The sequence below is a fragment of the Streptomyces sp. CB02058 genome, assembly GCF_001905505.1.
Lineage (GTDB): Bacteria > Actinomycetota > Actinomycetes > Streptomycetales > Streptomycetaceae > Streptomyces.
Window position 1 is genome coordinate 732,032 of record NZ_LIPG01000004.1, and the last position, 23,038, is coordinate 755,069.

At 73.5% G+C, this 23,038-nt stretch carries 20 protein-coding genes; 3 read left to right on the forward strand and 17 right to left on the reverse strand.

The genetic code is table 11. The features are described from left to right. Positions 1-52 precede the first annotated feature (52 nt). Together AMK10_RS23770 and AMK10_RS23775 are read right to left on the reverse strand one after the other, a co-directional pair. Entirely contained in the window at positions 53-895 is an 843-nt protein-coding gene (locus AMK10_RS23770) for a helix-turn-helix domain-containing protein (protein WP_073749924.1), read from the reverse strand. A 257-nt stretch (positions 896-1,152) separates the two neighbouring features. Next, positions 1,153-3,375 carry a serine/threonine-protein kinase gene (locus tag AMK10_RS23775; protein ID WP_073749925.1) on the reverse strand — a complete coding sequence of 741 codons (2,223 nt, stop codon included), beginning with the start codon at positions 3,373-3,375 and terminating at the stop codon, positions 1,153-1,155. Positions 3,376-3,812: 437 nt separating this feature from the next. Here AMK10_RS23775 and AMK10_RS23780 point away from each other — a divergent pair, with 437 nt between their 5' ends. Both AMK10_RS23780 and AMK10_RS23785 read left to right on the forward strand, forming a co-directional pair. Next, entirely contained in the window at positions 3,813-4,742 is a 930-nt protein-coding gene (locus tag AMK10_RS23780) for a glycosyl hydrolase (RefSeq protein WP_073750180.1), read from the forward strand. A 281-nt stretch (positions 4,743-5,023) separates the two neighbouring features. Then, positions 5,024-6,244, forward strand: a complete 1,221-nt coding sequence (locus AMK10_RS23785; RefSeq protein WP_073749926.1) for a metallophosphoesterase — start codon at positions 5,024-5,026, stop codon at positions 6,242-6,244. An 82-nt stretch (positions 6,245-6,326) separates the two neighbouring features. On the opposite strand, the gene AMK10_RS23790 is transcribed toward AMK10_RS23785, so the two are convergent. Both AMK10_RS23790 and AMK10_RS23795 read right to left on the reverse strand, forming a co-directional pair. Next, positions 6,327-6,635 carry a DUF7677 family protein gene (locus AMK10_RS23790; RefSeq protein ID WP_073749927.1) on the reverse strand — a complete coding sequence of 103 codons (309 nt, stop codon included), beginning with the start codon at positions 6,633-6,635 and terminating at the stop codon, positions 6,327-6,329. A 339-nt stretch (positions 6,636-6,974) separates the two neighbouring features. Beyond that, a complete protein-coding gene (locus AMK10_RS23795; protein ID WP_241839646.1) occupies positions 6,975-8,873 on the reverse strand; it encodes a hypothetical protein in 1,899 nt (632 codons plus the stop codon). 162 nt (positions 8,874-9,035) lie between these two features. On the opposite strand from AMK10_RS23795, the gene AMK10_RS23800 reads away from it, so the two are divergent. Beyond that, complete coding sequence (locus tag AMK10_RS23800) at positions 9,036-10,040, forward strand: hypothetical protein (RefSeq protein WP_073749928.1); 1,005 nt, start codon at positions 9,036-9,038, stop codon at positions 10,038-10,040. Positions 10,041-10,231: 191 nt separating this feature from the next. Here AMK10_RS23800 and AMK10_RS23805 read toward each other — a convergent pair whose 3' ends face one another. From AMK10_RS23805 to AMK10_RS23865, 13 genes are all read right to left on the reverse strand, one after another. Then, complete coding sequence (locus tag AMK10_RS23805; protein WP_073749929.1) at positions 10,232-11,716, reverse strand: phytoene desaturase family protein; 1,485 nt, start codon at positions 11,714-11,716, stop codon at positions 10,232-10,234. A gap of 97 nt (positions 11,717-11,813) precedes the next feature. Next, positions 11,814-13,667: an ABC transporter ATP-binding protein gene (locus tag AMK10_RS23810; protein ID WP_073749930.1), complete on the reverse strand. Its 1,854-nt coding sequence runs from the start codon at positions 13,665-13,667 to the stop codon at positions 11,814-11,816. Continuing rightward, positions 13,664-14,470: a class I SAM-dependent methyltransferase gene (locus tag AMK10_RS23815; protein ID WP_073749931.1), complete on the reverse strand. Its 807-nt coding sequence runs from the start codon at positions 14,468-14,470 to the stop codon at positions 13,664-13,666. The genes AMK10_RS23810 and AMK10_RS23815 overlap by 4 nt, the downstream gene beginning before the upstream one ends. Continuing rightward, positions 14,467-15,075 carry a hypothetical protein gene (locus AMK10_RS23820; protein WP_073749932.1) on the reverse strand — a complete coding sequence of 203 codons (609 nt, stop codon included), beginning with the start codon at positions 15,073-15,075 and terminating at the stop codon, positions 14,467-14,469. Before AMK10_RS23820 ends, AMK10_RS23815 begins: the two co-directional genes overlap by 4 nt. After that, positions 15,072-16,994 (reverse strand): alpha/beta fold hydrolase, encoded by a 1,923-nt coding sequence (locus tag AMK10_RS23825; RefSeq protein WP_241839647.1) that lies wholly within the window; start codon positions 16,992-16,994, stop codon positions 15,072-15,074. The genes AMK10_RS23820 and AMK10_RS23825 overlap by 4 nt, the downstream gene beginning before the upstream one ends. A 161-nt stretch (positions 16,995-17,155) precedes the next feature. After that, positions 17,156-17,371 carry a hypothetical protein gene (locus AMK10_RS23830; RefSeq protein WP_073749933.1) on the reverse strand — a complete coding sequence of 72 codons (216 nt, stop codon included), beginning with the start codon at positions 17,369-17,371 and terminating at the stop codon, positions 17,156-17,158. A gap of 43 nt (positions 17,372-17,414) precedes the next feature. Further along, positions 17,415-17,609: a hypothetical protein gene (locus AMK10_RS23835; RefSeq protein WP_073749934.1), complete on the reverse strand. Its 195-nt coding sequence runs from the start codon at positions 17,607-17,609 to the stop codon at positions 17,415-17,417. Positions 17,610-17,659: 50 nt separating this feature from the next. Continuing rightward, complete coding sequence (locus AMK10_RS23840; protein WP_073749935.1) at positions 17,660-17,854, reverse strand: hypothetical protein; 195 nt, start codon at positions 17,852-17,854, stop codon at positions 17,660-17,662. Further along, a complete protein-coding gene (locus AMK10_RS23845; RefSeq protein ID WP_073749936.1) occupies positions 17,851-18,036 on the reverse strand; it encodes a hypothetical protein in 186 nt (61 codons plus the stop codon). The genes AMK10_RS23840 and AMK10_RS23845 overlap by 4 nt, the downstream gene beginning before the upstream one ends. Before the next feature lie 807 nt (positions 18,037-18,843). Further along, entirely contained in the window at positions 18,844-19,428 is a 585-nt protein-coding gene (locus AMK10_RS23850; protein WP_073749937.1) for a Dps family protein, read from the reverse strand. 232 nt (positions 19,429-19,660) lie between these two features. Beyond that, positions 19,661-20,383: an alpha/beta fold hydrolase gene (locus AMK10_RS23855; RefSeq protein ID WP_073749938.1), complete on the reverse strand. Its 723-nt coding sequence runs from the start codon at positions 20,381-20,383 to the stop codon at positions 19,661-19,663. Positions 20,384-20,424: 41 nt separating this feature from the next. After that, positions 20,425-21,396 carry an alpha/beta hydrolase gene (locus tag AMK10_RS23860; RefSeq protein ID WP_073749939.1) on the reverse strand — a complete coding sequence of 324 codons (972 nt, stop codon included), beginning with the start codon at positions 21,394-21,396 and terminating at the stop codon, positions 20,425-20,427. A gap of 178 nt (positions 21,397-21,574) precedes the next feature. Further along, positions 21,575-22,594 (reverse strand): helix-turn-helix domain-containing protein, encoded by a 1,020-nt coding sequence (locus AMK10_RS23865; protein WP_241839648.1) that lies wholly within the window; start codon positions 22,592-22,594, stop codon positions 21,575-21,577. Positions 22,595-23,038 lie beyond the last annotated feature (444 nt).

Sequence of the window (23,038 nt, forward strand, 5' to 3'; positions counted from 1 at the left end):
CTAAGGGTTACCTAACTCCGGGAAGGCTATATTCCGCTCGCGATGTCGGCAATCAGGAGTTACGGACACGCGATACGGGATTCCGGACATCCTGAGGGGTGCCGTCGGCCGTGTCGAAGAACGCGCCGGGCGTGGTTCCCATGACCCGCCGGAAGGCCGCGATGAAGGAGCTGGGCTGCGCGTAGCCGAGCACCTCGGAGACGGTCGTCACGTCGAGCCCCTCGGAGAGGAGGGTCAGCGCCCGGTGCACCCGCAGCACCTGCCGCCACTGCGCGAAGGACAGGCCCGTGGCGTGGCGGAACGCGCGGGTGACCGTGCGGTCACTGATCCCCAGTGCCCGCGCCCACTCCTCCAGGGAGCGGTCGTCGGCGGGATCGTCCAGCAGGGCCTCGGCGATCGCGTCGATCCGGGGGTCGCCGGGCAGCTGCAGCACGAGCTGGCGCTCCGACGGCTGGAGCACGTCGAACACGACGGCCTCCGCACGCGCCCTGGCCTCCGCGTCGAGATCCGAGCGGGAAAGATGGGTCAGCAGCGATTCGAGCAGCGGCGTCATCGCGATCGCCTTGGGCTCCTCGAACGCGAACGGCGTGCGGTCGGGGGCGAAGAAGGCGTCGTGGAACTGCGCGCCCGCCGTCGCCCGCCCCCCGTGCACGACTCCTGCGGGCATCCACAGCCCGTGCCCCTCGGACACCGTGAAGACGCGGTCCTCCACCCTGGACGTCAGCGTCCCCCCGCGCACCCAGACGAGCTCGTGCCGGGGATGCGAGTGCGGCGACCACTCCGTGGGAACGCTGGGGATCCGCAGACCGGCGCTGATGGCGAAGTGCGCCCCGGCCTGCTGCTCGGGGAGCGCGGCGGCCCGGCGCACAACGGTGCCCGCCTCGCGCCGCCACATCCCGGGACTCGAAGGGGTGCGGGACGACTGGGCCATACCGACGAGTCTATCCAGGGCCGCACCGGCACCGGACACCCCGTGGCCTGCGGGAACGGTCGTGGACTGCATGCCTCTACGGGGGCGGGACGCCCCGGGCCGCGTCGGCCCCTCGGCCGGATGAGGCCCCGCCACGGGGGCGAGGCGTCCCGGGCAGCCGGCACCCGGCACCCGGCACCCGGCACCCGGCACCCGGCCGAGCATCGGGTGCGCCGCCGGGGTCAGCCCGACTTCGGCGGCTTCTGCGCGTCGAAGGCGAAGAGCGTGTTCCCGGCCGCGGCCACGATCACCGCCCGCCCCGCGACGGTCACGCGTGAGCTCGCGCCCTGCTCGCCCGTCAGGCCGTCGGCCTGCGGGTCGGTCGACCACAGCGGCTTGCCGTCGCGCGGCGACAGGGCGACCACCCGGCCGGTGGCCGAGCTGAAGTACAGCGCGTCGGCGCCCTCGGCGGGACCCGACGCACCTTCGACGCCGGTCTGCCGCGACCATTCCTTCCGGCCGGTCGCGGAGTCGATCGCCGTGACGAGGCCGGTCTGCCCACTGACGTAGAGGGTGCCGTCCGCCATGCCGGGCGTCCCCGCGTACGTCTGGGCCAGTCGGGAGTACGTGACCTTCCCCGAGGCCGGGTCGACCCGCGCCACCCCGTCGTAGCCGGTCAGCGCCGGCCCTTCCCGGTGTTCCTGGAGGAGTACGAGACTGCCGTCGGCGACGCCCATCGGCACGGCGGGGCCGTCGACCGCGAGGGACCTGCCCAGTGTCCCGGAGGCCGGGTCGAGCGTGCGCAGGACGGGGTGGCGCACCTCAAGGTCGTCCACCTCCGCGTCCGTCGCGCACATGGCGAAGAGCTGTGACCCCGCGGTGACGGGCGCGCACTGCGTGCCTGCGGGGAAGGCCGTCTTCCAGGTGACGTCACCGCTGTGCGCGTCCCTCGCCTCGAAGCGGGAGTTGGAGGCGTCGACCGTCACGACGGCGGAGCCGGCCACGACGGCGTCCTGCGTGCGGCCCGTGACGGCCGTCGACTGGGCGCCGGACGGCACGGACCACAGCTCCCGGCCGTCGGCCGCGTCCACGGCCACCACCTCGACGGGAGGGCCCTGCGGGGCGTCCTCGGCGGCGAAGCGGTAACCGAGCACCGTGTCGTCGGTGGCTCCCACCAGGTGCATGCCCTGCATGGGCACGCCTGGGCTGTTCGCCGTCCACGCCCGCGAGCCGTCCCGGACGTCGATACGGGTCGCGACGACACTGCCGCCGCCGCAGAACACCGCGTCCTCGCGCCCGACGCACCGCAGTTCGTCGGGGATGTCCTCGCGACCGCCCAGCACGCTCTTTCGCCACGGCTCGAAGCCGTCCGGCAGCGCGGGGCCCGGCGTCGCGGCGCTGTCGCCCTTGCCCGCGGCGCCGCTCCCCCCGGTGCCGCCCGCCGTGAGCGTCGCGACTCCCCCGCCGATCGCGGCGACCGCGACGGCGGCCGCGAGCACGGGCCGCCATCGGCCGCGCAGACGCCGGCCGAGCGAGGTGCCGGCGCCCCCCGCCCCGGAACCGGCCGTGCCGGCAGGCGTGGGCGTCGCGAGGTGGTGCTGGGTGATCATGTCGCGGGTACGCCCGGGGCCGGCCCCGCTCTCCTCGGTCCCGCCGAGATCGGCCGGCAGGTCGCGCAGCAGCACGAGGAGTTCGTCCGCCGAGGGGCGCCCCTCGGGGTCCTTGTCCAGGCACGACTCGACGACCACACGCAGAGCTGTGGGCACGGCGCCCAGCGACGGCTCCTCGTGCACCACCTGATATGCCGTCATGTACGGGCTGTCCGCGTCGAACGGCCCGTGACCCGTCACCGAGTACACGAGCAGTGTCCCCAGCGAGAAGACGTCGGACGGCGGCCCCACACCACGCGGCGCCTGCAACTGCTCGGGCGACATGAAGGGCGGCGTACCGATGACCCGCCCCGTCATCGTCAGCGTCTGCTGGTCGGCGGCGCGCGAGATGCCGAAGTCGATGACCCGCGGGCCCTCGGGCGAGAGGACGACGTTCGACGGCTTGAGGTCACGGTGGACGACCCCGACCCGGTGGATGTCGCGCAGCGCCTCGGCCAGCCCGATGGCGAGCCTTCTCAGCTCCGCTCCGTCCAGCGGGCCGTTCTCGGCGATGCGCTGGGCGAGCGTCCGGCCCTCGATGTAGGCCGTCGCCATCCATGGCTGCTCGGCCTCGGGGGCGGCGTCGACCACGGCCGCGGTGAACGCACCGCTGACCCGCCGTGCGGCGGCCACCTCCTGCCGGAAGCGGATGCGGAACTCGTCGTCCCCGGCGAACTGCTGGTGGATCAGTTTGATCGCGACCGGCCGCCCCGAACTCGTACGGGCCAGAAAGACCGTGCCCATGCCGCCCGAGCCGAGCCTCGCCTCGAGTGGATAGCCGCCGATCTCGACTGGATCGCCTCCGCGCAGCGACACTCTTCCCGACCTCCCGTCCCCCGTGCGCCTGTCCCACCACGGGCCTGCCTGTCCGTCCTCTGCACACAAACTAGCCGCAGGGCGGTACGGCGGGACGAGGCGGGTGACGAACAGGCGGTCCGGGCGGCTCGGTTCCGTACGGACGCACGGCCCCGCTCCGGGTGCGTGACGGCCCCCGGGCCCTCAGGGGGATCCGGCGATGGGGAGAAGTCCCGCGGACCGCCCACTGGTTGGGGAGCATCCCGGCGAAGCAGACCGCTCCGTGCGCATCTGGGGCATCATCAACGTCGACAGAGCGCACCAGGAACAGGCCCGCGTGCCCGGGCCGCCGGACCGGGCGAAACCGTACCCGGGCCTGACCACGAAGCCACGAGCCCACGGAGCCGCGACCGAGCAGGCGGCGGACCTGCAGAACCAGGGAAGGTCCTGTGAACCACATGTCCGACGCCCCGCTCTTCCGCGACCCCGTGTACGACGGCGCCGCCGACCCCGTCGTGGTCTGGAACCGCCGAAGCCGCGAGTGGTGGCTGGTGTACACGAACCGCCGCACCACCGCCCCCGGCCCCGGTGTCGCCTGGGTGCACGGCACGGATCTCGGTGTGGCCGCGTCGGCGGACGGCGGCCGCACCTGGACGTACCGGGGCACCCTCACCGGTCTGGAGACCGAGCCGGGCAGGAACACCTTCTGGGCACCGGAGATCATCTGGCACGACGGGCTCTACCACCTGTACGTGAGCTACCTCCCCGGAGTGCCCGGCTCCTGGACGGGCCCCGCCCGGATCCGCCACTACACGAGCCCCGACCTGCTGGAGTGGCGGTATCACGGCGCCCTGGACCTCGGCTCCGACCGGGTCATCGACGCGTGCGTGTACCCGCTGCCGGGCGGCGGCTGGCGCATGTGGTTCAAGGACGAGTCCCGGGGCTCACTCACCCACGCCGCCGACAGCCCCGACCTGTACCGGTGGCGGCCCACCGGCCCCGCGGTCGTCCACCGGCCGCACGAAGGACCCAACGTCTTCGAACTCGGCGGCTCCTACTGGATGCTGGTCGACGAGTGGCGCGGCCAGGGTGTGCTGCGCTCGGACGACCTGACCTCGTGGGAACACCGGGGACTGATCCTGGACGAGCCGGGCAACCGCCCCGACGACGGGACGATCGGACTCCACGCCGACGTGGTCGTCCAGGACGAAACGGCCTACATCTTCTACTTCACCCACCCGGGCCGCGTCGGCACCGCCGAGAACGACGACACCTACGCCACCCGCCGCTCCTCGCTCCAGGTCGCCGCGGCGCGGGTCGTCGACGGCACACTGCACTGCGACCGTGACGAGCGGGTGCGACTCGGCCTGGCCCCAGGCGAGCAATGATCCGTGGCTCCGGTCGCAGGGCGACGGAGACCGCCGGAACACCCGTCAGGCCGGCTCGGCTTCCGGCGGAGCGGACTCGCCGCACCCCGGGGACGGTCCGTTCCGCGACGGCGGACAATGGGCCCTGGTGGTCTCCGGCTGCTGAGGCCGGAGCAGAATCAGAACGTGGGCGGCAGATCATGTCGGCGCCACGGGCGCCCGGCCCGTACGCAGACCGGGCCGGGCCACCGAGCGGCCCCGATACGGCACGATCCGTCGGACAGACCCTCAGGAGGGGAAGCGTGACCGAGACCAGCGACACCCGATCCGCCGCCGGCGGCGCGCAGGAGGCGCCACGGAGCCGACTGCAGCGCCTGATGCGCTACATCCCTCTGATCGCCCCCGTCCTGCTGTGGGCCGTACCGTGCTGGGTTCTCCTGCACACCGGTCAGCACTGGCCGCTCCCCGTGACGCTGACCGGCACCGCGGTGTTCGCCCTCGGCCTGGTCGCCATGCCGCTCGCCATGGTGCGCGGCCACGGCCGCCGCCAGCACGACGGGGCGGCGATCGTCGGTGACACGCTTCTGGGCAGCATCTGGGTCCTGTTCACCTGGTCCGTCCTGCTCGGCGTCCTGCTGCGGCTCGCCCTGACCGCGGCCGGCGTCGGCGAGGGTCAGGACCGGGCGCGCATCGTCACCTGGGCCGTCCTCGGCGTGGCCGTCGTGTTGCTCGCGTGGGGGTACGCGGAGGCGCGCCGCGTGCCGCGCGTGCGCCGGCTCGACGTGGAACTCCCCCGTCTGGGAGCCGGGTTGGACGGCACCCGAGTCGTCCTGATAACGGACACCCACTACGGTCCGCTCGACCGCGCCCGCTGGTCGGCACGGGTCTGCGAGAGGGTGAACACCCTGGAGGCCGACCTGGTCTGTCACACCGGTGACATCGCGGACGGCACGGCCGAGCGCCGTCGCGCGCAGGCCGCCCCGCTGGGCACCGTGCGGGCGACTCGGGCCCGGGTCTACGTCACCGGCAACCACGAGTACTACACCGAGGCCCAGGGCTGGGTCGATCTGATGGACGAGCTGGGCTGGGAACCGCTGCGCAACCGCCATCTGCTGCTCGAACGCGGCGGTGACTCCCTCGTGGTCGCCGGCGTCGACGACGTCACCGCCGAGTCCTCCGGACTGGCGGGCCACCGCGCCCATCTCGCCGGGGCCCTCCAGGGCGCAGACCCGGATCTCCCCGTCCTCCTCCTGGCCCACCAGCCCAAGTTCATCGACCGCGCGGCAGCCGAAGGCATCGACCTCCAGCTCTCCGGCCACACCCACGGGGGCCAGATCTGGCCCTTCCACCACCTGGTCCGCCTCGACCAGCCGGCCGTGGCCGGCCTCAGCCACCACGGCCCCCGCACCCTCCTCTACACGAGCCGCGGCACCGGCTTCTGGGGCCCGCCCTTCCGCGTCTTCGCCCCCAGCGAGATCACCCTGCTCGTGCTCCGCTCCCCGCAGACGTCCGCCCTGTCCTAGGCAGAGGTCGTGCCGGCCGGTACGTGGTGTGCGGGCGCGTGATGCCCGGCATCGCCCGCCTGCACGGCCTGGCCCCTGCCGGTCAGTGGAGCCGGCATTCCCACAGCTCGATGTCCGGTTCCCCTTGCGGGAGTTCCCCGGTGCAGTACCGGTAGAGCCAGACCGCGGCCCTGCGCTCCGCGTGCTTCTCGTTGACCGGTTCCCCCTGCTCATCCAGTTCGAGGACGTTCGCGAAGATCGCCACACAGGTCTCCATCTGCGAGGGCGCGTCACGCAACTCCTGCCAGTAGTCGATCCCTTCGAGCATCGGGTGGCCCACCGACCCCCGGGCGAGCCATCCGGCAAAGCGTCGGAGGGCTCCGGAAGCTCCATGACTGAGATGGGAAGGCATACGCAGAATCTAACCCCGGTCCCTCTGTCCCTTCGTCGGCCCCTGTGGCAGGAGGTGACAGTCGCTCAGGGCGGATGCCCATCGTCAGGAGGAGGAGGAGCGGGCTTTCGACGAGCTGAACCGCCTGGCCGAGGAGCTCAAGGCGATCGATCCGGCGTCCTTCGGCGGCTACGAGGGGTTTCTCTGGCCGGCGCACCTGGACCGCTGGCTCTACTGACCCGGCCGGCAGGTCCGGGGCTTGCGCTGGCTCCTGGTTACGGACGAGGCCCGTGAGACCCGAGTGACGGGTTCGTCCTGAGGGCCCCTCTCATCACAGAGCCGGGGCCGGGCATCGCAGGCTCACGCGCCACCGGTGCTGTGGACTCGGTCCGCTGCCAGCCGTTGCCCGAGAAGGTCCAGTCCGTGCCGGAGCCGGCGGAAGTAGGTGGCCCGGCTCATATGGAGCCGACGGGCCAGTTGCTGATGGGTCTGCCGGCGCCCGAGGTAGTAGTGCAGCAGGATCTGCCCGGCTTCGGCGTCTTCGAGTTGGTCGCTCTCCGCGAGGGCGGCCACTCCGTCCCGCAGCGCCTTCCGCAGGTCCTCCGCCGTCTGCGTGCCCGGGGAGCGCAGCGGGCTGTGTGCCAGCCAGGCGAGGTCGGAGAGGTGCGCGAGGGCCTGTCCCACCTCGCGGCCGGTGGCCGAGGGGCCGCCCTGCCCCGGCACGAGGGCGAGCCGCTCCACCCACTCGGTGATCGCGTCGTGTCCGAAGTCCTGGCTGTAGATCTCCGGTTTCCGGCCGCACCGGTAGACGTCGTCGGTGGTGGTGCCGTGCTGGCGGAAACGTAAGTTCGTCAGGAGCTGCTGGTAGCGCGGGCTCGGCGTGGAGACCGTCAGCAGCAGGCTGTTGGACATGACGTGGTGCAGCAGGTCCCGGAGCAACCGCGCGTGCAGTCCGCGCTCCGGGCAGTACGCGGCCCCGAGGACCAGGGACCGGGTCCGCTGCCCGCCCATCAGCCGGTCGGTGTGCTGCTGGAGCAGGGGTTCCATGCTGCCGACGGTGCGGTCGGCGACGCGGACCAGGCCCATGACGCCCACGGTCCGGCCGTCGCGGTCCCGGGCCATCCGGAAGCCGGCGGGGTCGTCGTGCAGCCACCGTTCCACCAGGCGTTCCGTGCGCCGGGTGTCCATGCCCCCCTGGCGGGCCCACTGGTGCATCAGCCCGCCGATGTCATCGGCGTCGCCCGGGGTCGCGGTCTGGATCGCGCCGTCGCCGGCGCTCGCCGGGAACAGCGTCTCGCGTACGACGGTGTCGTCGATGAGGGCCATGGTCGCCTCGGCGAGCCGGCCCCTGCGGGCGACGCTCGCCTCCGCGGCCAGCTGCCGCCTCCGGTGGGTGTGCGCGCGGGACCGTAAGCCCTGGTGGGCGGCGGGCTGCCGCCACCGGTGGGCCTGTTCGAACACGGCGCGGAACGGTTCCTGGACGGTCAGACCGAGTTCCGTACGGGTCACGAGGCTGAGCCGGCCCAGCGTTTCGAAGAGCTCCCGGCTCTCTTCGAGGAGTTCCCGGTCCCCGCCCCAGACGGAGGCGAGCTTGTCCAGGGCGCGCTGCCACCCGTGGGAGAGCCGCTCGCGGGAGAGCCGCTCGGTGATCTCCCGCACCACTTGGTCGGCGACGGCCCCGGGGGCGTCGGGCGGGGCGCCCGCGTGCAGGGCCCGGCAGGCCGCGCAGGCGATCAGCGGGTTGCCCCCGGCCATGCGGACGACCAGGTCCCGTGGCACCGGGCCGGCCAGTTGGGCGTCGGCCGCCAGCCGGGCGATCCGGTCGTCGGACCACGGTGCGGTCTCGATGACAGCCGCTCCCGAGAGCGTCCAGCCGGGCTGGGCCAGTAAGGAACGCCGACTGACCACGAGCAGGGGTGCGGCGGGCGCTTCGCGCGGGAGCCGGGCGTGCTCCAGCGCCGCGAGGGCCTCCGGGCCGTCGGCTCCGTCCAGCACGAGCGGCCGGGTGGTGGACTCGGCGAGCGCCGCCCGCACGGCGTCCGGGGCGTCACCGCGGGACAGGTCCAGCACGCGTGCCGGCGACAGACGTGACACCAGCCAGGACTTGCCGCTCCCGAGCGGTCCCGTCAGGTTGACCAGCCGGTGACGCTCCATCGCCACCCGCAGCACCTCGGGTGTCCCCCGAGCCGGTGCACCGGTCGCCGCCGCCTCGCTCATGAGGTCTCCCACCACGCTTCCCGCGGGCCCGTCGTCGATCACGGCGACACCCTATTGACCGGGCTTCGCGACGAGAAGAGCGCACACCGGATCGGGCTCTGAGACTCCTGTGAGACCCCTGTGGGACTCCACCGCCCTGGGGCGCTGGCTAGCGTGGGCCGGTGATCGCACAGGGCGACCGGACGGGACCCTCAGGGAGGCCATATGAGCACCAACAGCATGTCCGTACTCGGTCTGACCAGCACCGAGGAGGCCGTCTACCGCCACTTCCTGCGGAATCCCGGAACACCGAAGGGTGAGGTCCCCGGGGCGTCACCGGGCGAACGGGAGAGCGGGGCGCGGGCCGTCGCGCGACTCCGGGAGCTGCGCCTGCTGCACGGGGACGACGCGGACACCTGGGCCGTGGATCCCCTTGTCGCCGTGCCCCGGCTGGCCGCGGAGCGGCTGGACACGGCGCACCGGACGATGCGTCAGCTCGTCGACGTACGACCGATCCTGCGGTCCCTGCGGCACGAGAGACCGGTGCTCGATGCGGCCGCTCCGGGAAACGGCGCCGCCACGCTGTTACGGCTGGAGGATCTGCGGGAGGTACGCGCCCGGGTGGGCCAACTGGCGTTCAACGCACGGTCGGAGGTGCTCGCGGCCGACCCCTGCGACGCGTCGACGCCGGAGAGCGCCGGCTATGCCCGGCACCTCGACCTGGGGCGGCTGAGCAGGACGGTGCGCGTACGGGTCCTCGTGCGGGTGACGGCGCTCGGGGACGCCGGGAGTCTCGACCGGATGCGGCACCTTCATCGCGGCGGGGCGGCCATCAGGGTCGCGGACGAGCTGTCCGAGACGGTTCTGGTCTACGACCGGCACGCGGCGCTGGTGCCCATCGACGCCCGGGACACCGGGCGCGGCGCCCTGTACACCGAGGAGAGCGGGCTGGTGAGCAGCCTGGTCGGACTTTTCGAGCGGCTGTGGGCCACCGCGACCGACTTCGCCGGCCTGGTGACGGCGGACACGGGGCAGGTCGCCCGGCTCACCGACACCCAGCGCCTGGTCCTCACCGTCATGTGTGCCGTCAGCAAGGACGAGACGGGCGCGCGTCAGGCCCGTATGTCCCTCCGCACCTACCGGCGGCACATCTCCGACGTGCTGAGTCTGCTGGGCGCCGTCAACCGGGCCCAGGCCGCGCTGCTCGCGCGTGAGCGCGGCTGGGTGTGAGCGTGCCGCCCCGGGCCGGAGGACCGCCCGGAACGGCGGTCGCAGGGCCCGCCCGCCGGACGGTCCTCCGGCCGGCGCGCCCTCCTGCCGCAGGACCCGTCCCGCGGGCGGCCCCCGGTCGTCGGCCGTCGCGGGACCGCCGACGACCCCCGTACGGCCCGGCCCGTACCCGAAGGCTCCGCCGCGAGGCCTCACCCGGCCGCCGCTCCGTCCCGGTCGGCGAGGCCTGCCCCGGTCCGCCCCAGCGACGGCACCCGCAGGCCGAACTCCCGGCGCAGAGCGGTCCGGGCGGCCAGCAGACCGCACATCCCGTGCACACCGGGGCCCGGCGGGGTCGCGGCCGAGCAGAGGTAGACCCCCGGCAAGGGGGTGCGGTACGGGTCCCAGCGGGCGACGGGCCGCAGGACGGACTGCCGCAGGCCGAGTGCCCCCGTCGCGATGTCCCCGCCGACGTAGTTGGGGTTGTAGCGGGCCAACGCGGCTCCCGAGACACCGCGTTCGGCGACCACGGTGTCGGTGAAGCCGGGGGCGTACCGCTCGATCGCCGCCCGCACCAGGGGCAGCGGGTCGCGGGTGGAGCCGTGCGGGAGGTGTGCGTACGCCCACACCGGACGGCGCCCGGGAAGGGCACGCCCCGGGTCGGCGACCGCCGGGTCCACCACGAGCACGAAGGGCCGTTCGCCGGACGTGCCCCGGGCGTTGGCCGTCTCCTGCCGGAAGACCTCCCCCGCCGTCCCTCCGAGGTGCACGGTCACCGCCCGGCCGACACCGGGGGCGGACCAGGGAATCGGTTCCGAGACGAGGAAGTCGGCCTTGCCGGCCGCCGGGCCGTAGCGATAGCGGCGCAGCGCCCGGGCGTAGCGAGGGGGCAGGCGGTCCCCGGCGAGGGACGCCAGTGCGGTCGGAGAGACGTCCAGGAGCACCGCCCGGACGCCGTCCAGTTCCCGCAGGTCGGTGATCTCCCGGCCGGTGTGCAGGACTCCGCCGTGTGCCCGGATGTCGGCGGCCAGGGCGTCCGCGATGCTCCGGCTGCCGCCGCGCGGTACCGGCCAGCCCGGTCCGTGGGCGAGTTGGGCCAGCAGCAGCCCGACGGCGGCGCCGGGCAGCGACGGCAGCGGGCCTGTCAGGTGCGCGGCGGCGCCGGCCAGCAGCGCCCGGGCCTCCTCGCCGCGGAAGGCGAGCGGCCCGAGCCGGGTCCCGTGGAGCAGGACCCGGCTCAGCAGAGCCGGGGCGGCCCGGAGCCCGGGAGGCCGTCTCAGGTCGGACAGGAGCAGCCCGGCAAGGTCCGTCCCGTGCGCCAGCAGGGGTTCCATCAGCCGGCGCCAGCGCGGTCCGTCCGGCCCGAGCCCGGCGCAGGTCGCGTCGAGGTCGTGCCAGGCCAGGGCGGCCCGCCCGTCGTCGAGGGGGTGGGCGTAGCTGATCTCCGGGCGGAGCATGTCCACCCGCTCGGCGAGGCCGAACTCCCTGAAGAACGGGGAGGACATGCCCATCGGGTGCACCGCCGAGCAGATGTCGTGGACCACGCCGGAGCCGAACAGGTCGGCTCCGCGCAGCCCGCCTCCCAGGGTGCCGGCGGCCTCGTACACCTCGACACGCAGTCCGGCCCGGGCCAGGACGGCCGCGGCGGCGAGGCCGTTCGGACCGCTGCCGACGACGGCAGCGTCCGCTCCGCTCACCGGGGGCGTCCCGTGCCGCCGGCGGAGGGCCGGCCGACGCGGCGGCCTGGCGAGCGGTGCAGGGCCCCCGACGGCACGGGGCGGGCGGGTGCGGGGGTCATCCGGCCACTCCCGCGGAGGGCTGCCCGGACCGCACGCCGGTGGCCGCCTCGGCCGCGGCCTCGGCACGGGCTCCGTCCGCGAACTGCGCGGCGGCCAGCCGGCCGTAGAGCGCGTCGTCCCGGATGAGCTGCGGGTGGGTGCCGACGGCGCGCACCCGGCCCTCGTCGAGGACCACGATGCGGTCGGCCTCGACCACGGTGGAGATGCGGTGCGCGATGGCGACGACCGCACAGCGGCGGGCGATGCGCCTGAGGCTGTCGCGCAGGGCCGCCTCCGCCTCCGAGTCGAGGTGGGCGGTTGCCTCGTCGAGGAGGATCACGGCGGGCTTCTGCAGCAGCGCCCGGGCCACGCAGAGCCGCTGCCGCTGGCCGCCGGAGAGTCCCGTGCCCTGGTCGCCGAGATGTGTGTCCAGGCCCTCGGGCAGGGCGGCGACCACGTCGGTGAGCCCGGCGAGTTCGACCGCCTCCTCGATGTCGGCCTCGGTGGCGTCGGGTGCGGCGTAGACGATGTTCTCCCGGAGGGTGCCGCGCATCGCGGCGCTGTCCTGCTGGACGTAGCCGACACCGCCGCGGATCTCGGCGGGTGTCAGGTGCGCGATGTCCCTGCCGTCCAGGAGCACGGCTCCGCGCCCGGGGCGGTAGAACCGCTCGATGAGCTGGAAGACCGTGGTCTTGCCGGCGCCGGAGACACCGACCAGTGCGGTGAGCCCGCGCGGGGGGACGGTGAAGGAGACCGCGTCCAGGACGGGCCGGTCGCCGTAGCCGAAGCGGACGTCGCGGAATTCGACGGCCGGGTGCCCGCCCTCCGGAGCGGGCGGCGCGGTGTCCCGCGCCTGCCCCGGCGCGGCGTCGGTCCCGGGGCCTGGGTCCGCCGCGGGAGCGGCGGTGTGCTCCTGCGGGATGCCGGCCAGTTCGTCCACGCGCTGCACGGCGGCCCGGCCCTGCTGGTAGGTGCCGAGCGAGAGGAACACGAGGACCAGCGGGGAGACGAGGTAGAAGAGGTACATCGTGAAGGCCGTGAAGTCGGCGACGCTCAGGGAGCCGGTCGCCACCCTGGCCATGCCGATGCCCATCACGGCGGCCAGCGAGGCCTGGAGGCCGACGTTCAGGACCGGCGAGAACAGGGCGTTGAGCACGGTGACCCGGTTTCCGGACCGGCGGACCTTGTCCGCGCGCGCCGCGAGCCGGTCCTCCTCGCGGCCCTCGGCGCCCGCGGCCTTCACGGTGGGCAGGGCGGCGAGCACCCGCTGGAGGTCCGCGCCGAACTCGCCGGTGTCCGCGCGGTTGACCAGGGCCGCCCGGCGCAGCCCGCGGGCGACGCCGATGGAGGCGACGCTGGCGACACCGAGGCAGCCGATGGTCACCAGGAGCAGCCAGACGTCGATCAGGGCCATCATCACCACGCCGCCGACCACGATGAGCCCGTTGAGGAGGATCTGCGCGAGGCTCTGGGTGAGCGCGATCTTCATCAGCGCGGTGTCGCCCACCAGCCGGGTGTGGACGTCGCCCTGCCGCTGGGTGTTGAGATAGGAGAGTTCGGCGCGCAGCACCCTGCCCGAGAGGAGGACCCGGGCGTCGCGGACGATGTTCTCGCCGGCCCGGCCGATGAGACATCCCTGGGTCGCGGAGAGCGCGGCGTCCGCCACGAACAGGACGGCCAGCAGGGTGATGAGGAGCGCGACCGGCTCGTGCCGGCCGACCGCCTCGATGAGGTGCGCGACGAGTTTCGGCTGCACGAGGGTGGAGGCCACGCCGAGGATCCCGAGCAGCACCCCGCCCGTCAGGAGCCGGGTCTGGGCACGGGTCAGCTCCGCGACGAGGCCACGCGGCGCGGCCGTGGTGCCGGTCATGACTGCTCCGTACGGTCGGCGCGGACGAACCGGCTGATGTGGACGGGGCTCTGGGCGGCGATGAACGGCCCGCCCGACCAGTCGCCGTGGAGGCTGACCCGTTCGAGTCCGGCTTCGGCCGCGTAGGCCTCGATGTCCTCCGGGGTGGTGAGGCGCGTGATCTCGGTTCCTATCCGGGTGCCCCCGGGCTCGTGCAGCAGGTGCGAGGTGTGCCAGAACCCCTGTTCGGCGAGGAGCGTGGAGTAGGTCTGGAGCCCGGTCCCGGGTGCGGGGTAGGGCGCGAAGAACGAGGTGCGGCTGAGTCCCTCGTGCAGGGTGTGGACGAAGCCCGGGTTGTGGGTCTCCACCACGAGGGTTCCCCCGGGGGTGAGGCGTCGTGCGGCCCCGGCGACGGCGGCGCGCTGGCCCTCCGGGTCGAGGACCAGCGACATCGTGCCGCAGACGCAGTAGACGAGTCCGTGCTGCTCGCCGTCGTCGTAGGTGCGGATGTCGCCGTGCACGGGGGTGACGGCGGCCCCGGACGCCTCGACGGCGATCCGCAGCTGTTCGAGCATCTCCGGGGACGAGTCCACTCCGACGACGTCGCCGGTGAGACGCGCGAGCGGTACGGCGATACGGCCTGTGCCCACGCCGAGTTCGAGGGCGGACCCGCCAGGATGCCAGTCGGCCAGCGTCGCGGCCGTGCGGTCGGCCGAGCCGTCCTGGGGGAAGAGCCGGTCGTAGAAGTCGGCGAAGACCCTGCCGTAGCCGATGTCCACGATCGCGGGGGCGGCGGTGTCCGACGGTGCGGTCGCGGTGCTCATGCCTGCTCGCTTTCTGCCGCCGGAGCGGACGGGTTGCTCATGGGGGTGTAGGGAGAGACGAAGATGATCTCCGGCTCCTCGGAGTCGTCGTAGCCGGCGTTACGGACCAGCGTGAACTGGAAACCCTTGATGCCGGTGGCGCCCGAACGTTCGATGCCGGCCCGGAAATAGGCGCTCAGGATGCGGTATCCGGGCAGGGCGCGGGCCGTGGTGAACCCCTTGTCGAGGTGACGCATCACCTCGGTGCCCAGGTCGAAGACGGCCTTCTCGGCCCGGCGCTCGGGGAACCAGACGATCTGGTGGGCCCTGCGCCCCGCGATGACCTCCACGGGCGCCCAGTCGGAGGTCTCTCCGGCCTCGTCGAGGGTGCGGCAGTAGAACTGCAGGTCGTGCTGGGCCGGAGTCGGTGCGAAGAAGCGCCAGTTCGGGAAGAGCGTGGAGAAGACGTCGAGCCGGGCGAGCCTGCTGAACGTCGGCTGGGGGTGCTGGGTACAGAGGGTGCCCAGCAGCAGCAGGCCGGCGAGCAGCCGTACGTTGCCGTCAGCGCCGCCGAAGTGGCGGGCGAGCAGCCGGCCAGCCGAGGCGGCGGAAGCGGTGCCGGTCATCGGGCTCCCTCCTGGCCGGCCGTGGCGGAGGGCTGTCCCTCGGCGGCGGGCGGCACGGCCGTGGTGTCGCCGAGGAAGGCCACGAGACGGCGGGCGGCCTCGCCGGCGAGCTGCGGGTCGGTCAGGATGCCGTCGTGGTCGGCGGCCTCGACGACGGTGCTGCGGACGGTCCGGCCGGCCAGGTGCGCGTCGGCGAGGTCCTTGTGCAGGAGCAGGTGGTCGGGGTCGCGGTCGACGGTGTGCTGGGCGGACAGCACCAGCGCGTGGGCGTCCAGCCGTGGCAGGGGGCCCTCGAAGGACCGGAAGTCCCTTTCCGCGGCCCGCCATTCCCGCAGTGCGGCGGTCCACACGCGGTGGTCGGTGTACTCGGCCATCGCCCTGCCGCGCACCGGGGCCGGCAGGTTCCGGATCCAGCCGGGAGTCTGCATGAGGGCGCCGAGGCCCATCCGCAAGCTGACGGACGTGGAACGGATCATCTCCTCGACGTGCCGGGCGTTCGCGCCCTGCTGGCCGGACCGGTCGAGCTGCTGGGGGTGGGAGCTGTCCACGTAGACGACGGAGTGCACCCGCTCGCCGAGCCGGACGGCCGCCCGTCTGGCGAGCTCTCCGCCCAGGGAGTGCCCGACCAGCGAGACCTGGCGTCCCTCCGGGACGGCTGCCTCGATCAGGTCGACCAGGTCGTCCACCGATTCACCCAGGTGGTACGGCGTCGGGGCGTGCCGTCTGCTCGCCCCGTAGCCCGCCCGGCTGTAGGCCAGCCACTGGCGTCCGTCGGCGTTGAGTGCCCTGGCGTACCAGCTGAAGTGGGCGGGCAGGGCGCCGAGTCCGTGCACGAGGACGGCCACCGGGCCCTCGCCCGTCCGGCTGACCGTGCCGTCGTGGGCCAGCTCGTTGCCGTGGCGGGTGGTGACCGTGGAGCCGAACACGTGATCGGTGGCTCGCAGTCTGCGGTGCACCGCCACCGCGCCCGCCGCTGCCGCGGCGCCGGCCATGAGCAGTGCCGCGGCCGCCGGCATCCGGTCGTCCCGTCCGGCGACGGCGGGGTGGCTGCGGGGCGTGCTGGTGTACGCGACCATCGGATGCATCGCGGTGAAGGCCGGGATGAACCTGCCCAGTCCCATGACGGAGCCGTTGGCGACGTGGAAGGCGGCGACGCCCGCGATCACCGGGCGGGTCAGCAGACCGCCCTTGAGGTACAGCACCGGGAACAGGCATTCCATGGCCAGCACACCGTGCGCCAGGGCCCGTGCGGACCGGGGGTGACGGCGGGTCAGCCGCCACACCTTCTCGTGCCCGTAGGTCCTGGTGCGCATGACACCCGTCAGGGCGGAGCCGTTGCGCCAGTCCTTCCCGAGCAGCTTGATCCAGCCGGAGACGACGTACGACAGGTTGGACTGGAGCGCCACGTACCACACCAGCGCGTCCTGGGCGGCGGGCGAGGGGGCGAGCCGGGCCAGGCCGGTCGCGGTCTGCACCAGGTTGGACGCCTGGTCGGAGCCGTCCGTGCCGTAACGGTGGGTGGGATAGAGCAGGGCACCGCTGAGACCGAGGAAGAGGTTGGCCGCTCCGCGCGTCCGGCTGTCGCCCGGCAGCAGGAGAGCGGCGCTCGCGGCCACCCGGGCGGCGTGCAGCGTCCGGCTGGTCCGCTCGTCGGCGACAAAGTCGAGCAGCTTGCGCAGCGGTCTGCCGTAGTGGGCGACCCCGTACCGGGCGAGCGCCCAGTCGTTCAGTCCGCCCGGCCGTTTCCGGTCCGGGGTGGTGAGGTGCTCGAGGCTGGACAGCAGGGAGGTGACCGCCGCGATCCGTTCGGAGGCGCCGATGGCCTGGCTGCGGGAGACGGGCAGGGGACCGGTGAGAGCCGAGAGCGCCGCGCGAGCGGTGGGCCCGGAGGCTCTGAGCTTGGCGAAGCGAGCGAGCATGAAAGGTACTCCTGGACGGAAGTCGGGCAGGACCGGCGGGGCGTTCGGCGTGCGGACTGCCGGATACGGATGCGCTCCGGTGCGGGAGGCCGGTGTCCGGCCGTCCCCGTCCGGTCCCGGCCGGAGCGGCACGCCGCTCCGGCCGGGACCGAACGTCTGTGTCAGGAGGGGACGGAGACGTCGATGGGGGGCTCGAGGGGCCCACCGTCCCGCCCGGCCACGAACGCGTTCACCAGGGCCGCGCCGATGATCACGCCGGCCACCACGGCTGGCGTGGCCATGACAGGTGTTTGGGTGATGATGACCCGCCCCTGCGGGTCGTCGACCTTGATGTCGGTGAGGGCACCGGGTCTTGTCAGGAAGGAAACGTCATTCATCTGGCTCTCCTTGTCCGTATTCCTGTCCGAGTGGGGGTCTCGATCACTGCTCGACGGGCGACGTGTCGCCGATCGCGTCGCAGAGCGCCACACCGGCCGCGACGCCGGCGGCGAACGCGGTCACCACGATCACGGGCGTGGCCGCGACGGGGGCCGTGCCCGTGGCGGTGTGACCGGGGTCCTTCTCGGTCAGGGGGCGTGCTGCGGCCGGGACGGCCTGGAAAACGGCAGCGTTCATGGACTTCCTCCTAGGGTGTGAAGGTGTGTGGGGCGGTGTTGCGGGGTTGTTCAGAGCTGCGGCTCGTGGGTGCCGCCGGTGCCGTCGATCGCCGGACCGACGACGAACTCCGCCACGACGATCTGCACCGAGGCGATCGGGCTCGCGGCCGGACCGGTGTACCCGGCGTCGCTCTCGGACAGGGCACGCGTCGTGACCGCGGTGGCGGGGCAGACGGAGGCCGTCGCCCACCGGGCGCCGGTCACAGCGAGGGTTCGGTGGTGCTGCCGATGATGGCTCCGGCCGCGTAGGCGATGACCACGGCGGCGGCGACCGTCACGATCACCTGGGTGGCGGCGATCGGCGCCGCACCGCCGAAGGCCTGCCCCTCGGTTCTCTCGTCGAGCGGACCGACCGCGGCCCAGCCCGGCGTTCTGACCTGCTGCATGTTCCCTCCTCCTGTCAGCCTGGACGGCACCCGGAGGCTGCCGCCACAGGTCCGTACGGCAGCGCGGCCCCCCGGACCCCGAGGGGCCCGGCCGGGCGGCGATCCGTCTGTGACGTCAACGATGGCGGGGCCACCGGCCGGGGGGAAGGCCGTCGGCTGGCACGAGGCTGCAGGGCCGCCCGCAGGATGGTGCAGGCGCGGCGCTGCCGGCGCCCGCGCGGTTTGGGGAGGGCAGAAACGGTGCATGAGCGGTCGTCGAGCAGATCCCGTGCGGGCCTGAGATCGATGCCGCACTGGCCGGCCGGCTCCATAGGGGTCGGCCGGCCCACGGAACGTTCCCATGGCGTGAGCCGGACGAGTCGTCCGCAGCAGCAGAGGCCGGATGCGAGAAGGAGGAAGGCCGAGGAGGTGCGAGGAGGTCGTTCGTAGCGGTAGCGACGGCTGAGGCGGCCGGGCGCGGGGCCACGCCGTACGGGCGGGCGGGCGACCGGAACCACCCGCCGCCCGCCGGCCCGTACGCGCTTTCGCGCGACGGGAACGGCCAGGGCCTTTCGTTTGGATCAGGGCGGATCAGGGAGCGGGGTCTGGTGCGTGCGATCGCAAGGCGCAGGAGGGAGTCGACGCGGAGCGGTTGGGGTCTCCCCTGCTCGAGCGAAGCCGAGAGCTCGGGGAAGACCGACGACAACGCGGCGTGGGGGTACCCCCGGACGGAGTGTGGGGGAGTGCGTGCCAGGGCACGCGAGCCCGCCAAGATCCAAACGAGAGGCCCCAGGGCTCAGCCTCCGGGGCGGGACCCCGGCGCGCGGGTCAGGCGCGGACCAGCGGGGTGTCGACCAGGTGCTCGGCGACGAACCACGCCTGGAGCTCTCCGGTCCTGATCACCTGCGAGACCAGCAGGTCGTTGGTGCCGTCGTCGCCGAGTCCGGCCGCCCGCGCGGCAGCGTCGTGCGCCGCCGCCAGAATCGTCTCGTGGGCCTCCAGCAGCCGCGACAGCATGGCGGGAACCTCCTCCACGCCGTCCGGTGGCCGCGGGACCGAGGTGATCTCCGCGACGTGCCGCGGATCGCCCACCGCCACCCCGCCGAGCGTCTGCACGCGCTCCGCCAGTGCGTCCACGATGTCCAGCTGCTCCCCCGCGTGCTTGTCCAGCACCAGGTGGAGCTGGTAGAAGGTCGCGCCGCGCATCAGCCAGTGGTGCTTCTTGTACAGGCCGTAGAGGATCTGAGTGTCCGCCAGAAGCTGGTTGAGGCGCTGGCAGGAGTACATGCGCGCCTCGTACGACAGGCCGATCGGGAACTGCTTGACCGTCCCGAACTCCTGGACCACCTCCCCCTTCTGATGCAACAGGGGCTGACTGCCGCCGACGGCGGGAGAGTGGGGGGTGGTGGTCATGGTGCGCCTCCTGCGGGGCGTGGTGATGTACGTACCCGGCCGACGCTAGGTGCTCGCGTACGTCCCTCGTTGACCGGCAGCGCACGCCGAGATGACCGTCCGCGCACACCGCGGCGCCGCCGTTTCCGGGCATGCCGAAGCCGTGCGCACGGACCCGGATCGGGTGCGTGCGCACGGCTTCGGGTGCCGGGCGGCCGGATCGTCGGCGGCCCGGCAGGACACGGCCGGAGGGTCAGCCCGTCGCGCGGACCGCGTCGAGGACCAGCTGTGCGACGGCCTTGGGCTGCGACACCGCGACGGCGTGCGAGGCGCCCTCAAGCTCGACGACGGTCGCTCCGGCCCGTTCGGCGCCGAAGCGCTCGACCTCGGGGTTGATGGCCTTGTCCGCGCCGGCCACCAGGGCCCAGGACGGCTTGGTCCTCCACGCGGCGGCCGACGCCGTCTCGGTGAAGGCGCCTGCCGAGAGCGGGCGCTGGGAGACGGCGAGGACCTTGGTGACGGCTTCCGGGACGTCCGCGGCGAAGATCTCCGGGAACGCCTCGGCGTTGATGGTGACCTCCACCGCCGGCTCCGAACCCGGTACCGGATACGCGCCCTCGCTCAGATTGCTCACCAGCGGCGTGAGCGGGAACCGGCCCTGCAGCTCGCCCAGGCTCTCGCCCTCCTCGAGCACGTACGCCGCCACGTAGACGAGACCGACCACGTTCTCCGCGGTGCCCGCCACGGTGATCAGCGCGCCGCCGTAGGAGTGGCCCACCAGCACGACGGGACCGTCGATCCGGGAGACCACGGAGGCGATGTAGGCGGAGTCCGCCGCCAGTCCGCGCAGCGGATTCGGCGGCGCGACCACGGGCACCCCGTGGTTCTGCAGCTCCGTGACGACCCCGGACCAACTGCCGGCGTCGGCGAAGGCTCCGTGGACGAGGACGACCGTCGGGGACGGCTGAGTGGTCATGTGTGTTCTTCTCCTCGGTGAAAGCGGGGGATCCGGCCGGGTCAGCGTGCGGCGAGAGCGGTGCGCAGGGTACTGACGGCCAGGTCGATCGCCGCCTGGGCGCCATAGGTCTCGCGCAGGGCGTTCAGCATCACGAAGTCGTGGATGACGCCCTGGACACGCACGGCGGTGACCGGGACGCCCGCGGCGCGCAGCTTGGCGGCGTACGCCTCGCCCTCGTCGCGCAGCACGTCCGCCTCGCCGGTGATGACCAGCGCCGGCGGCAGGCCGGTGAGCTGCTCGGTGGTCGCCCGCAGCGGCGACGCGGTGATCTGCGCGCGCTCGCTCTCGTCGGTCGTGTACTGGTCCCAGAACCACTGCATCCCGTCGCGGCGCAGGAAGTAGCCGGTGGCGAACTGGTGGTACGAACCGGTGTCGAAGGATGCGTCGGTGACCGGGTAGAACAACACCTGCTGGACCAGCGGGACATCGCCCCGCTCCTTGGCCATCAGGGTGAGCGCGGCAGCCATGTTGCCGCCGACCGAGTCGCCCACGACGGCCAGTCGGCCGGCGTCCAGGTCCTTCGAGGCGCCCTGCTCGACGACCCACCGGGCGACCGTGTAGTTCTGCTCGATGGCCACCGGATAGCGGGCCTCGGGAGAGAGGGCGTACTCCGGGAAGACCACGGCTGCGTTCGCTCCGACGGCGAGTTCGCGCACCAGCCGGTCGTGGGTGTGGGCGTTGCCGAACACCCAGCCGGCGCCGTGGATGTAGAAGATGACCGGCAGCCGGCCCGTGGCTCCGGCCGGCCGCACGATCCGCGCCCGGACGCTGCCCGTGGGTCCGCCGGGGACGGTGATCCACTCCTCGTCCACCGCGGGCTTCTCGATGTCGCCCGACTGCACCTCGTCCACGGCCTTGCGGCCCTCGGCGGGCGCCAGGTCGAAGAGGTACGGGGGGTTGGCGGTGGCCTCGGCGAAGGCGGCGGCGGCCGGCTCCAGTACGGGCGCCACGGGTTCCACGGCGTCGGGCATGTGCGTCTCCTGAATGTTGTCGGGGGGTGGCTGTTCCGTCGGCTGTTCCTTCGGAACTGCGGGGGTCGGTGCGGTCGGCCCGCTCGGTCCCGGCCCCACCGTACGAGCGGCAGGCCGGGGCGACTTGTCCCACCACGCACCGCTTCTGCGCTCCCCGTGCACCGGGTTGTCGCACCGCTCAGCGGGCCCCGTCGACGGCTGCCGGCTCCGGGCGGCCCGCTGACACGGCAGGCTCCGTGCTGCCACCGCCCGCACCGGGGCCCGCGCCCCGCAGACCGCGCCACTCACGCGGGGAGACCCCGAAGGTGTCGCGGAAAGCACGGCTGAAGTGGGCGGGATTGACGAACCCCCAGCGCTGTGCGACCGAGGCCACGGTGGGCGCTGGTCTCCCGCCGCGCGCCAGCACCCGCGCGCACTCCTCCAGCCGGCGCCGCTGGATCAGCTTGCGCACGGTGATGTCCTCGTCCTCGAAGAGCCGGTGCAGGTAACGCACCGAGATGTGATGGGCCCGGGCCACCGCCTCCGGCGAGAGCCCCGGGTCCGCGAGATGCCGGTCGATGTGGTCGCGCACCCGCGTCACCAGGGGGCCGGGCGCACCCTCCCGGTCCGACTCCGCGAGCCGGGTGCGCTCGGCCACCAGGGTCACCAGAAGGTCGACGACGCCCGCGCCCAGCCGGCCCGCGACCGCCTGCCCGGCTCCGGCGGACGCCGTGAGGAACGGTGTCAGCACGGCGCCGAACCCGGTCACCGTGCCGGTGACCAGCCGCGCGTCCCCGTCCGGCAACGGGAGGGTGCGGTGCGGCACGTGCACGACATGGGTCGAGAAGCGCTCCGGATAGTCCAGCGAGAACGGCCGAGCGGTGTCGTACACGACGAGGTCGCCCGCGCCCGCCACGGACCGCCGGCCGTCCTGGACCAGGGTCACCGACCCCGACGTCTGGACGCCCAACGCCACGAAGTCACCGCCGGGCGGCCGCTGACCGGCCGGGAGCGCGATGTGGCGCGCCGTGCGGGAGGCCCGCAGCGGGCCGGCCTCGACGGTGGTCACCCGCAGATGCCCGAGCGACCCACCGGTGACCCGCATGTCGAACGGTTCCCCGCCGTGCGGGGTGACCGACATCGGCACCAGCGCCCGGCCCAGGGCGCCGCTCCCGCTCGCCGTGCCGTCCCCCTCGGCGCCCGCACCTCTCGCCGTCACCAGGTTCACCTGGTTCCCCTCTCCGTCGCACTGTGGAGGCGGAGAACCCGTCCGGGGCCCGTCGTCCGGCCCGCGGCTCACGCGGGCGGGACCACCCGCACCTGACGAGGGCGGACACCACGTTCCTGCGCGGACGACCCGCCGGGAACCCGCCCCGGCCGGTACCAGGGGCGGCATCGTCGCGGCCCCTGTTCTCCGCCGCGTCCAGCCAATCAGGGGCGAATCCCCCGCTCCAGGCAGAAGACAGGCAGAAACGCGCGGACGGGGTGGCGCGGGACGCACCGGGCCGGCCGGGCGACAGGGGGCGTCGGGGCCCTCGGGCGTACGCATCAGGCGCTCGTGGTGAAGCGGCTCGGCCCGCGAGGACTCGTTCCCGGCAGTACACGCCCGGCCGCCCCCTCCCGCGCGCCGGGAGAGCGGTGACCATGCGCGCGGAACAGATCC

Bases quoted from the DNA above. Each gene is read 5' to 3' on its own strand.
- AMK10_RS23780 (WP_073750180.1), top strand. From the start codon at position 3,813: ATGTCCGACGCCCCGCTCTTCCGCGACCCCGTGTACGACGGCGCCGCC.
- AMK10_RS23790 (WP_073749927.1), bottom strand. From the start codon at position 6,635: ATGCCTTCCCATCTCAGTCATGGAGCTTCCGGAGCCCTCCGACGCTTT.
- AMK10_RS23830 (WP_073749933.1), bottom strand. From the start codon at position 17,371: ATGAATGACGTTTCCTTCCTGACAAGACCCGGTGCCCTCACCGACATC.
- AMK10_RS23770 (WP_073749924.1), bottom strand. From the start codon at position 895: ATGTGGCGGCGCGAGGCGGGCACCGTTGTGCGCCGGGCCGCCGCGCTC.
- AMK10_RS23855 (WP_073749938.1), bottom strand. From the start codon at position 20,383: ATGACCACTCAGCCGTCCCCGACGGTCGTCCTCGTCCACGGAGCCTTC.
- AMK10_RS23845 (WP_073749936.1), bottom strand. From the start codon at position 18,036: ATGCAGCAGGTCAGAACGCCGGGCTGGGCCGCGGTCGGTCCGCTCGAC.
- AMK10_RS23820 (WP_073749932.1), bottom strand. From the start codon at position 15,075: ATGACCGGCACCGCTTCCGCCGCCTCGGCTGGCCGGCTGCTCGCCCGC.
- AMK10_RS23800 (WP_073749928.1), top strand. From the start codon at position 9,036: ATGAGCACCAACAGCATGTCCGTACTCGGTCTGACCAGCACCGAGGAG.
- AMK10_RS23815 (WP_073749931.1), bottom strand. From the start codon at position 14,470: ATGAGCACCGCGACCGCACCGTCGGACACCGCCGCCCCCGCGATCGTG.
- AMK10_RS23835 (WP_073749934.1), bottom strand. From the start codon at position 17,609: ATGAACGCTGCCGTTTTCCAGGCCGTCCCGGCCGCAGCACGCCCCCTG.
- AMK10_RS23850 (WP_073749937.1), bottom strand. From the start codon at position 19,428: ATGACCACCACCCCCCACTCTCCCGCCGTCGGCGGCAGTCAGCCCCTG.
- AMK10_RS23860 (WP_073749939.1), bottom strand. From the start codon at position 21,396: ATGCCCGACGCCGTGGAACCCGTGGCGCCCGTACTGGAGCCGGCCGCC.
- AMK10_RS23810 (WP_073749930.1), bottom strand. From the start codon at position 13,667: ATGACCGGCACCACGGCCGCGCCGCGTGGCCTCGTCGCGGAGCTGACC.
- AMK10_RS23825 (WP_241839647.1), bottom strand. From the start codon at position 16,994: ATGCTCGCTCGCTTCGCCAAGCTCAGAGCCTCCGGGCCCACCGCTCGC.